The sequence below is a fragment of the Mucilaginibacter sp. genome, assembly GCF_028288105.1.
GTDB lineage: Bacteria > Bacteroidota > Bacteroidia > Sphingobacteriales > Sphingobacteriaceae > Mucilaginibacter.
The window spans coordinates 1-10986 of sequence record NZ_JAQBOI010000062.1; the positions used below are offsets into that span (position 1 = coordinate 1).

The 10986-nt window shown below is 42.3% G+C and carries 9 protein-coding genes; 1 reads left to right on the forward strand and 8 read right to left on the reverse strand.

The features are described 5' to 3' along the window. The first annotated feature begins 94 nt into the window (after positions 1 to 94). A complete protein-coding gene (locus JWQ85_RS04460) occupies positions 95 to 1177 on the forward strand; it encodes a hypothetical protein (protein WP_299464551.1) in 1083 nt (360 codons plus the stop codon). A gap of 19 nt (positions 1178 to 1196) precedes the next feature. On the opposite strand, the gene JWQ85_RS04465 is transcribed toward JWQ85_RS04460, so the two are convergent. From JWQ85_RS04465 to JWQ85_RS04500, 8 genes are all read right to left on the reverse strand, one after another. Further along, positions 1197 to 1784, reverse strand: a complete 588-nt coding sequence (locus tag JWQ85_RS04465; RefSeq protein ID WP_299464554.1) for an LUD domain-containing protein — start codon at positions 1782 to 1784, stop codon at positions 1197 to 1199. Between the two features lie 3 nt (positions 1785 to 1787). Continuing rightward, complete coding sequence (locus tag JWQ85_RS04470) at positions 1788 to 3158, reverse strand: lactate utilization protein B (RefSeq protein ID WP_299464557.1); 1371 nt, start codon at positions 3156 to 3158, stop codon at positions 1788 to 1790. Beyond that, positions 3155 to 3904, reverse strand: a complete 750-nt coding sequence (locus tag JWQ85_RS04475; protein WP_299464559.1) for a (Fe-S)-binding protein — start codon at positions 3902 to 3904, stop codon at positions 3155 to 3157. The genes JWQ85_RS04470 and JWQ85_RS04475 overlap by 4 nt, the downstream gene beginning before the upstream one ends. Further along, positions 3901 to 5259 carry an FGGY family carbohydrate kinase gene (locus JWQ85_RS04480; protein WP_299464563.1) on the reverse strand — a complete coding sequence of 453 codons (1359 nt, stop codon included), beginning with the start codon at positions 5257 to 5259 and terminating at the stop codon, positions 3901 to 3903. Before JWQ85_RS04480 ends, JWQ85_RS04475 begins: the two co-directional genes overlap by 4 nt. 11 nt (positions 5260 to 5270) lie before the next feature. Then, positions 5271 to 6545, reverse strand: coding sequence for a TIM barrel protein (locus JWQ85_RS04485; RefSeq protein WP_299464566.1), 1275 nt, complete (start codon positions 6543 to 6545; stop codon positions 5271 to 5273). Between the two features lie 57 nt (positions 6546 to 6602). Next, positions 6603 to 8723 (reverse strand): bifunctional aldolase/short-chain dehydrogenase, encoded by a 2121-nt coding sequence (locus tag JWQ85_RS04490; protein ID WP_299464568.1) that lies wholly within the window; start codon positions 8721 to 8723, stop codon positions 6603 to 6605. Between the two features lie 27 nt (positions 8724 to 8750). After that, positions 8751 to 9830, reverse strand: a complete 1080-nt coding sequence (gene rhaT / locus JWQ85_RS04495) for an L-rhamnose/proton symporter RhaT (RefSeq protein ID WP_299464571.1) — start codon at positions 9828 to 9830, stop codon at positions 8751 to 8753. A 105-nt stretch (positions 9831 to 9935) separates the two neighbouring features. Then, positions 9936 to 10986: GntR family transcriptional regulator (locus JWQ85_RS04500; RefSeq protein WP_367186181.1), on the reverse strand; the 1051-nt coding region annotated here is incomplete at its 5' end.

The window sequence follows — 10986 nt, forward strand, 5'->3', positions numbered from 1 at the left end:
AAAATTCTCTTACTTAATAGTTTAAACACCGGTAGCTTTGTTAAATACTGATAGCCTTGGTTATATATTTTAAATATTACTTAACCCCCTTATCATGAAAACATTAAAAAGTTCCCTTATTGTAATCCTATTTGCTGCATTATTAATGTCTTTATTCTCTTGCAAAAAAGACGCGGTAAACATCAATAAAAGTTCAAAACTGCAGTTGGCTACTACCACCTTAAGTAGCTTTACAGGCCCGTTGGTAGTCTCTTTGTATGCGGGGGTTGAAAATCATGAGTATGGTAATTTAGATGGCCCGCGACTGCTGGCTAAATTCGCATCACCTAATGGTATCATATCAACGCCAACAGGAACTCTTTACATTACTGATACGGGGAATGGCAGTATTAGAAAGATTTCGCCCGAAGGTATAGTAAGCACCATTTTATTTAAAAAACGGTTTGTTAACCCACATTCTCTGACCATGGCAAGTGATGGCACCATATATTTTCTTGAAATCGGCAAGGAAAGGCCCATCAGATCCCTTCATTATGGCCGTAATGAGTCTCTATCTGAGCCAGTAGAAGTTTGCCATATAGTAGATGGCATAAAAATACCTTTTGTGTTTACCAATCTTTTTGATTTTGCCGTTGCACGGGATAGAACAATGTATTTAGTTGATGCAGGAACTCATACTATTATTAAACGTACGACTGATGGCGTAGGAACTGTATTTGCGGGTGGAACTGCAGGATATAAAGATGATAACGGCACCGATGCACAATTTAATACTCCTACAAACATAGCCGTAGATGCTGATGACAATTTATATGTTACCGACATTTTAAACTTCCGTATCAGAAAGATCACCCCTGATGGTACTGTTACTACTATAGCAGGTTCAACTAAAGGCTTTACAGATGGCGTTGGCAGCAGTGCTCAATTTACATCACTGGAAGATGTAATAGTTGCTAATAGTAACACTTTACTTGTAGCAGACGGTTATGCCGTACGCGCTATTGATTTAACTACCCATCAAGTAACAACCATTGCGGGTGGTGCAGCACCGGGCTATGTTAATGGGCCGGCACTTTCAGCCCGGTTTTCTGGTATCAGCCAAATTGCTGTTCACAACAACGATATTTATGTATCTGAAGAAGGTGTCAGATACATACGAAAAATATCGCCCCTTTAAGTTAAAACTAAGCCCGTAGCTAAGACCTTATAAGAAAAACTGTCATCGTTTTGGGGCCGTGCGCGCCCATTACCAGGGACTGTTCTATATCGGCGGTTTTTGACGGCCCTGCAATGAAAGCACCAAAGCCGTATGAATTGCTCCCTATCCGTTCATAGGCTTTGTGCATATTGGCAACAATATCTTTCATATACAGGGCAATCATCAGGTGCTGGCAAATAAAAGGCAAAACCCGATTCCCCATCAGTTCTTCTGTCAGCCACACAGCACCATTTTCGGCAACGCCAAAGTGCGCCTTTAAAACAGCTATTTCTACATCTTGCAAAGAATGTGGCGAAAGAGTGGTATCAATATCTTCGCTATATCCTGCAATGCCACCTATTCTACTGATCACACGATGCTCTGCTGATGTGTTATCCTTTATGTGCTGATGGATATCCGCCAAACTATCAACAATAAACACCACACCGCCGATAGCGGTAAGGGTATCGGCAAACTGGCTTGCCAAACCCTCCTGGTCTCCCGCAGAAAAATGGGTAGCCGGTGATGGGCTAAAAGCCGGTTGGTTTGCTGCTATGGCATTAATGATCTGTTCGCGGTCGTTCATTTTTTATCTGTTTTTAGCATACCATTCACCAAAAGATTGGTTAGGAGGCGCGGGCATGTCGCGTTGTTTAAACCATGGATTGAAACGATTATTAACCGCGAATGGCGCGAAACGTAAAACCAGCCTTCCTGCTTTACCGCTGGTATGATACAAAAAAGGCGAGGATAACGTAATACTCATAAGTTTCATAGCTGCTTTTTTTGCCGCCGGGGCATATCCGTTTTGAACTATTACCTGCCGCCATTTATACAATTGCTGATGAATATCAATCTTAACCGGGCATACGTTGGAGCATGACCCGCACAGTGTTGAAGCGAATGGCAGATCGGCAAATTTCTCCATATCCAAATTTGGGGCAAGTATGGCACCAATAGGCCCCGAAATAGCATTGTGATAACTGTGCCCTCCGCTTCTGCGGTAAACCGGACAAGTATTCATGCAGGCGCCACAACGGATACATTTAAGAGAGTTCCTAAAATCGGCCCTGCCCAATTGTTTACTGCGCCCGTTATCTACAATTATTATGTGGATCTCTTTACCATCGCGCGGCTTGCTGTAATGGCTGGAATAAGTGGTGATTGGTTGACCCGTAGCACTTCTGGTAAGCAGACGTAAAAAAACACCCAAGTGCTTTCTTTCGGGGATTATTTTTTCGATCCCCATACTGGCAATATGTATATCAGCCAAATGAGCGCCCATATCCGCATTGCCTTCATTTGTACAAACCACAAATTCCCCAGTTTCGGCTATAGCAAAGTTTACTCCTGTTAAGGCAGCCCGCCGGGTTATGAATATGTTTCGCAAATGCTGCCTGGCGGTTTCTGTCAGATATTGAGGATCTGAATTTCCTTTATCTGTACCCAGATGCAGATGAAAAAGCTCGCCTATCTCTTCTTTCTTTTTATGAATGCATGGCAGTACAATATGGCTTGGCGGTTCTTTGGCCAATTGTACAATACGCTCGCCAAGGTCAGAATCAATAACCTCTATATTGTTATTCTCCAGATATTCATTTAAGTGGCATTCTTCGGTTAGCATAGATTTGCTTTTAACCATTTGCTTTATGCCCTTAGCGTTCAGCAGATCTAAAACAATTTTATTATGGGTTTTAGCATCAGCTGCCCAATGAACGATGATACCATTGTTTTGCGCTTTTGCTTCAAACTCCTGCAGGTAAGCGGAAAGATTGGAAAGAACATTATTTTTTATGGCCGAAGCAGTAGCTCTAAGTAATTCCCAGTCGGGTAACTTATTAACGGCTTTGTCTCTTTTCTGACGAATCCACCAAAGAGTCTCGTCATGCCAGTCTACCCTGTCTTCATCCTTATTAAAATCGTCAGCTAATGCGGCGTGATCCTTTGTTTCCGTGCTCATTGGTACGAGTTTAATATTTCCGCTAAATGAATCACTTTAACTTTGCTGCCCTGCCTTCTCAATATACCTTCCATATGCATCAGGCAGGACATATCTACGCCGGTAATGTATTCCGCACCGTGCGACAGGTGATCTTCTACACGGTCTTTCCCCATTTTTACAGATACAGCTTCTTCGGCAACGCAAAAGGTACCGCCAAATCCGCAGCATTCGTCTGGTCGGTTAAGCGGTACAATATCTATCCCTTCCACCATATTTAAAAGCTTCCCGGGTTTTGAAAAGCCGGGGGCCACCAGTTCGCTCATCTGTGAAAGATATAGACCACGCTGGCCGTGGCAGCTTTGATGCACGCCAACCTTAAACGGGAACCTTGAAGGGAACCTTGAAGGCAGTGATTCCACCTGTAGTATATCGGTTAAAAAAGCACTAAGCTCATATATTTTATTCCGGATGGATGCGGCATCATCCGCATATTCATTGCTATGCAAATGTTCTTTGATATGCAGTACACAGCTTCCCGAAGGTGCCACTATGTAATCGAAATGCCGAAAGTTTTCGGTAAACAGCTTATCGCAGCCACCGGTAAGGTGAGCAAAACCCGAGTTTGCCATAGGCTGACCGCAACAGGTCTGGTTCTTAGGGTAGCTAACATCCACACCTAATTTTTCCAGCAGCTGTAGTGTAGCTATAGCGGCACCCGGGTAAAACTGATCTACGTAACAGGGTATAAACAAACCAACCTTCATATGGAAATACTTGAGATTGCCGAATAGTATTTGAGCTCTATAATATCGTTCGGGATCGCTTTTCTGTTCCACTCTTTATGGATGACCAAGGCGGCACCCACAGCCGAGGCCTGGGCCATAGAAGCAGAAAATACCTCTATCGCAGGGAAGGCCTTTGCAAGCAAATTCATGTACACCGAATTTTTACTGAACCCACCATCGACAAAAATCCTTTTTACCGCAGATCCATCTAACACTAATTGCGTAGAAACGATCTGCTCTGTTACCAGGTCTAAAATCAACTGGTAATAGGCTTCGATATCATCCTTAAAACCGTTAAGGTCTCTTTCTTCAAACCGCGACATTTCCGGCTTACTTTTCTGTAAACGTTCAATAATCCCCGGATCAAAGGACATATGGCGGTATTTAACAGCATTAGTGTTAAAGTGGGCTGCTATCCTTTTTACCTGTTGTTCATGCTCATAGCCTGCGAATAACCTGGAAGCCTTAACTGGTTTCCCCTGGTATTGTAAATAACAAAGGCAGTCATTTTTAAGGTCCTCGGTAGTTAATGGTATATGGTTATATGGGTTTAGGCTAATGCACCAGGTGCCTGTTGAAATAAGAATGAACGGTTCGCTAAAATTAACCAGGTACGGAATGAGCGCGGCAGAGCTGTCATGCAAGCCAATACCAACCTTATAGTTGTTACCCGGGAACAAAGCCGGCACTACTTTATTGGGTGACAGCATTGGTGGCAGTTTTGCTGTTAATCCTTCATGTTGTACCCACTCATGGTACCTGTTCCTCGCAAAATCCCACATAAAAGTATGGCAACCCACACTGGTTAGCTCAGAAAAGGGCTGGCCTGACAATAAAAAGCTAAGGTATTGCGGTAGATGCAGTGCATATTTTATTTTGGCGAATACCTCCGGCTTTTGATGCTTGATGCGATAAAGCTGCAGTCCGGAATTAAGGCTTCCCAATATAGGCGAAGCGGTAACCACGCTTAATTGTTCTTTACCGCCGTAATCGTTATAAAACTTTTGACTAAGCTCTTCCGGGTATTCTTTTAAGTAATTGTAAAGCGGCGTAAGTGGTTTGCCATCTGCGCCAACATATACAAAGCTGGCCCCATACGCAGAAAAATTAACCGCCTTTATTTTATACTCCTTCATGCGAAAGATCTCACTAAGTGAGTCGAATACAGATAAGCGTAAACTTTCAATATTCTCGCATGCGAAACCGTCTTCATCAACAGTTTCCGTAAACCGGGCAGATTTTTCGAATACAATCTGGTAATCTTCATCAAACAAGAACAATTTCTTGTTGGTTTTACCTACGTCAAATATTGCAATAACTGGTATGGCGCTCATATTCCTATCAATTACAGACCTGTGGCCACGGTATTTACTCCGCGCTCTTTGATCAGGCTATCCCTCACATTTAATTTCCTATAGGCGTTTATAGGATCTAATGCCCCTCCCATCAATAAACTTGCCTGCGCAATTAGCGGGCGCACATCTGTCCGGTAGGCAGCTTGTAATATTTCTTGCGCCAGCGCTACATCATTATTTTGTTGAGCAGCTTGTAATGCCTTTTTATCAACCAATAATGCTTGTGCATAAGCAATTTTAATAGCCTGTACCGATTGTAAAAGATCCTCTATCGGGTCTTTAACATTATGTGATGCATCTATCATCCAGCCTATATCTGTAGCATGGTTCATGTTACGTACATCCATGCCCTCCACCAATTCATTAAAAATCAGGAATAATTGATACGGGTTTATGCTGCCAACAGTAAGGTCATCATCCCCATATTTAGAATCGTTGAAGTGGAAACCTGCCAGTTTGCCTTCCATTAACAGGATAGAAACAATCTGCTCAATATTGGTACCATTCAAATGGTGACCAAGGTCAACCAATGTGCTTGCTTTAGGGCCTAATTTACTGGCCAAAAGGTATGATTGCCCCCAATCGCCAATTGTTGTGGAGTAAAAGTTAGGCTCGTACGGTTTGTATTCCACCCAAACTTTCCAGTCGTTAGGTAATGCGGCATATATCTCCTGCAAGCTTTCAAGCGTATTTTGAAACGCTCCACGGAAATTAAGCTGCCCCGGAAAGTTTGATCCATCTGACAGCCATACGGATAAAGCTTTTGAACCCAACTCAACACCATATTTAATAACTTCGATATTATGTTGAATTGCCTGTTGCCTCACCTCCTTATCAACATGGTGTAACGATCCAAATTTGTAGCTATGCTTTTGGTTTGCCTGGTCCTGGAAAGTATTGGAATTTACCGCATCAAAATGCAACCCTAATTGTGTTGCCAATGCTTTTATTGCTTGCGCATTATCAGGAATATCCCATGGGATGTGCAAGGAAATAGAGTTGCTCGACCGGTTTAACGCGTGAATAACACCCACATCTTCCAGCTTTTCTTCCAGACTGCGGGGCTCACCACCGCCCGAGAATCGCCCAAAACGGGTACCCCCGGTGCCTAATGCCCAGCTGGGTATAGCTATGTTAAAAGCTTTTAATTTGCTTATTACAGTATCAAGTTCTTTAACATCAGCCGCAACGTGTTCAAAATTGCGCTGATGATTTTTTAACAGCTGATGGTTGTGCTCATCAATTGCATACTTCTCTAATTGCATATTAAGTTTATTTATAAAGTAAAGCGGAAGGTTAACCCGCTTTACTTTAGGTGTATATTATCTTACAAACGCGGCAGCTATACCTCCGTCAACGTTTAATACGTTCCCGGTTGATTTGCTTAGTAACCCGCCGGCAAAGGCAAAACAAGCATTTGCAATATCATCCGGTAAAATTATCTCGTTCAATAAAGTGCGTTTTGCATAATAAGCAGGCAGTTCGGCCACAGTAATGCCATACGCTTTTGCGCGGCCTTCCGCCCATCCACCGGCCCAGATATTGCTATCGCTGATCACCGCATCGGGGTTAACCACGTTTACACGGATCTTATCAGGGCCAAGTTCGGCAGCATTGAGGCGGCTTAAATGCAATTGAGCCGCTTTAGCGCTTCCATAACCCGCATTATTAGGGCCGCTTACCAGTGCATTTTTACTCACTATGTTAATGATATCGCCACCATTATCCTGTTTCTTCATGATTGCCACGGCAGCTTGCGTTACAAAGAACTGGCCCTTAACCAATACATCATAAAGGATATCCCAATCTTTTCCCTGGTGGTCGGCAATGGTTTTTGATATAGATAAGCCGGCATTATTCACGATCAGGTCGACCCCGCCAAAAGCAAGCACAGCCTCGGCAAATGCCTGATCTATCTGTTCCTGGTTGGTAACATCTAACAAAGTAGTGGCAACGCTATCCTTGCCAAATTGGCTTCTGAACTCTTCACCGGCACCTGCAAGGCGTTCGGCATTCATATCATTAAGCACCACTACAGCGCCTTCCTCTATAAACTTTTTAGCGATTGCCTTGCCAATACCACCTGCGCTGCCGGTTATTAAAGCCACACGGCCCGATAAGGCTTTTGGCTTTGGCATACGCTGCAGCTTAGCTTCTTCCAGCAGCCAGTATTCTATATCAAATGCTTCCTGCCTTGGCAACGAAGTATATTCTGAAATAGCTTCGGCGCCTTTCATTACATTGATAGCGTTTATGTAGAACTCAGCGGCCACACGTGCTGTTTGTTTGTCTTTAGCGAACGTGAACATACCAACACCCGGATACAGTATCACTACCGGATTGGCATCGCGTATAGCAGGGCTGTTAGCATGCTTGCAGGTGTTGTAATAATCACCATACATTTTACGATATTCCTCAAAAGCCGGTGTAAGTTTTTCTTTGATCGCATTTACATCAGACAGATCTTCATCCCTTTGAAGCGATAATACCAGCGGGCTTATCTTGGTGCGTAAAAAGTGGTCGGGGCAACTGGTACCCATAGGCGCCAGCCTTTCCAGGTCATTAGAATTGATATATTCTAAAACACGGGCGTCATCAGTAAAATGCCCTATCATCCTGGTGTTAGATGAACAAAAGCCGCGCAGGATAGGCGCTAAAGCTATCGCTTGTTTTTTGCGGTTTTCCTCTGTTGCGCTTTCAAGCTTTTGGCCGCCAAACACAGGGCCTTTTTTTCCATAGTTCTGCTCCAGGTATTCGGCACATTTTTCTATTACCTCAAGGGTGTTGATATAGCTTTCATAAGCGGTATCTCCCCAGGTAAATAAACCATGCGATCCCAGCATAATGCCCCGTATCCCCGGGTTATTATCTAAACATTCCTTTAACTGCAAACCCAGGTCAAAACCCGGGCGCTGCCAGCCAACCCAGCCTATAGTACCACCAAATAGTTCTTTAGTTATCTTTTCGCCATCCTTTGCCGCAGCTATTGCGATAGCCGCATCGGGGTGCAGGTGGTCTATATGTTTAAATGGCAAAAAGCCGTGCAGAGGTGTATCTATTGAGGGCGCTTTTGAAGCCAGATCAAAAATGCTGTGATTAAAAAGCTCAACCATTTCATCTTCATGCTCTATGCCCCTATATACATTTTTTAAGCTGCGTAAACGGTCAACATACAAAGCAGCAAGGCCGCTTTTCTTCAGTGTTCCAATATCTCCGCCCGATCCTTTGATCCACATTACTTCCACTTGCTGGCCAGTTAGCGGGTCTTTATCTGTTACCTTACATGAAGTATTACCGCCACCATAATTGGTTAGCCTTAGGTCGGCACCTAAAAGGTTGGAACGGTAAATAAGCAGGGCGACCTCGTCTCCGGCTAACGCCGCTGCTTTTTCATCATCCCAAAGGTAACTTACATGTTTAAATTCTGTTGTGCTGGTAGCCATACAATTAATTTTAATGCTATTGAATATTTATTTTATTGAGTTGCCATAGCCAACTATCAACACAGAAAGTATTATAGTGAAGATGCCGGCAATGACGGTGTATTTTGCTTTTTTACTTACGCCTTTCCATTCATTTAAAAATAACCCCCAGCTGTTTGCAATGAGTATGATGAAAGCCATATGCAAGATCCATGAACTGGCCCCGTTGCCCAATTTACTTTCGCCCATACCATAAAAGAAAAATTGCAAGAACCAGGTTGTACCCGCGAGGGCGCAAAAAAGATAGTTTTTTAGTAACGGTGTTTTTTTGTTGGTATAATCGCCAAATGTTTTATTACGGGCATTTAATATCATGCACCATATAAAGTTGGTGGTTAACCCGCCCCATAATATCACTATGTAGGTAACATTATTTGAGAAAAGGAAATTGCCTTGCCCCGCATGGGTTGACTGCCAGGTGGTATTAGCCATATCGGCCATGGTTTTTCCTGCCTCTATCCCGAAATTAAAACAGGCGCTTAAAACACCTGATATAATGGCGACAAAAATGCCCAATCCAAAACGGTAATCTTTATTATTGTTTTCGGCTTGCTGGTTTTTGGCCAGATCACGCTCTTTAATTGTTCCTGCCCGCCCGCAAATAATAATACCGATGGTACAAATAACAATACCTAACAAAACCATTTGGCCCCAGTGGCTATGCAACAGCATGCTAAAGGTATCCTTACCTTCTTTTGGGTAGATATTATAATAAACAGATGGAATAATTGAACCAAATACCGCGCATAGGCCCAGTATAATAGTGCTGCCTAATGATACACCCAAATAGCGCACCCCCAAGCCATAGGTAAGACCGCCAATGCCCCAAAGCAAACCAAAAAAGTAGGTGAGCAATAGTATTTGCCCATCTGTTGCTTTAATGATCTCGCTAAAGTTTGGAATAGTTAACCATGCGGCCAGCGGCGGCACAATAAGCCATGAAAATATACCGCCTATTATCCAAAAGCTCTCCCATGCCCATCCTTTTACTTTTTTGTAAGGGATGTAGAAACTACCAGACGCAAAGCCGCCTATAAAGTGGAATATAACTCCAAATATTATCTGCATAATTTATTTTTAACCTGTTTATAATTGGTTAACAATAATAAATTTATAAGCTGATAAAACTGTCACCCACTGTTTCCGCTTAATGGCAAGCCATGCTTTACGTTTCTAAATGGAAGGCCGGACGATCGTATTAAAAGGCACCTTTATTTGCTCAGCCATATTGCTTAAAACAAGTTCCGCAGCTTTTTTACCCATAAAATCAAAGTCTGCTGAAATTGTGGTGATCCCGTTTAAAATAAACTTTTTTAATGGTGTTTCATTATATGAAATAATGCCGATATCCTCTTTCAACACCAACTGGTTCGACAACAATTTGCCAACCAGCTCAACCAGGTCATTTTCTGTTAGTGTAATATATAAACTGTTCTTTGATATGTTTTCGTTTTTAAGGTCCGGGATAATTTCATAATCACAATTATACTTTTTGCAGAAATTCAGGAAACCCATAAGTATATCGGTTGAATAATAGCTATTCTTCGGGAAAACTATCGCAAGCGAGGTATATAGCCTAACCTGTGGTAATAACTCAACCAGGGAGTTATAAATATCATTTTCAAAATCCTCATATACGGCAGCAAATTTTCCGTCTACTCCATCTACCAATTTCCCCACTAAAATCAATTTTTCTTTGGGGATCTGGTTGATGACTTGAAAAGGCTCTTCGCCATTATCTACAAAATGCGGGATTATTACAATTTTATCATACCTGTCTATCTTATCGGCCAATATCTTTTTTAAAAAACTTAAACTGCTGTTATAAATAAAAAAATCAATCGACGCGCTATCTCCTAATGATTCTGCGAAAGAATCGTATATCATTTTCTTGGGGCTGCTAAGCTTATTAAACAATAGCAGCACCTTGATAGACCGGTTTATATTGGTATTGGAAATAAAATAACCTTTCCCCGGCACAGAGCTAACTACACCACTTTGTTTTAAGGTATTGTATGCTTTTGTCACAATATTTCTTGAAACATCCAGCGCGATACTCAGATCATTTATGGATGGCAAAACATCATTGTCATCTATCAGCTTATCATTAATACCCTGTAATATAGCATTGCATAACTGCCTGTAATAAGGTGTTAATGAATATTCATCTATATGCAGGATCTTAAGGAAGTTTTTCATGATATAAATATCGTCAAATCTGTTT

Excerpts from the sequence above, each read along its gene's own strand:
- JWQ85_RS04480 (WP_299464563.1), bottom strand. The coding sequence starts at position 5,259 with ATGAGCGCCATACCAGTTATTGCAATATTTGACGTAGGTAAAACCAAC.
- JWQ85_RS04490 (WP_299464568.1), bottom strand. The coding sequence starts at position 8,723 with ATGGCTACCAGCACAACAGAATTTAAACATGTAAGTTACCTTTGGGAT.
- rhaT (WP_299464571.1), bottom strand. The coding sequence starts at position 9,830 with ATGCAGATAATATTTGGAGTTATATTCCACTTTATAGGCGGCTTTGCG.
- JWQ85_RS04465 (WP_299464554.1), bottom strand. The coding sequence starts at position 1,784 with ATGAACGACCGCGAACAGATCATTAATGCCATAGCAGCAAACCAACCG.
- JWQ85_RS04475 (WP_299464559.1), bottom strand. The coding sequence starts at position 3,904 with ATGAAGGTTGGTTTGTTTATACCCTGTTACGTAGATCAGTTTTACCCG.
- JWQ85_RS04460 (WP_299464551.1), top strand. The coding sequence starts at position 95 with ATGAAAACATTAAAAAGTTCCCTTATTGTAATCCTATTTGCTGCATTA.
- JWQ85_RS04485 (WP_299464566.1), bottom strand. The coding sequence starts at position 6,545 with ATGCAATTAGAGAAGTATGCAATTGATGAGCACAACCATCAGCTGTTA.
- JWQ85_RS04470 (WP_299464557.1), bottom strand. The coding sequence starts at position 3,158 with ATGAGCACGGAAACAAAGGATCACGCCGCATTAGCTGACGATTTTAAT.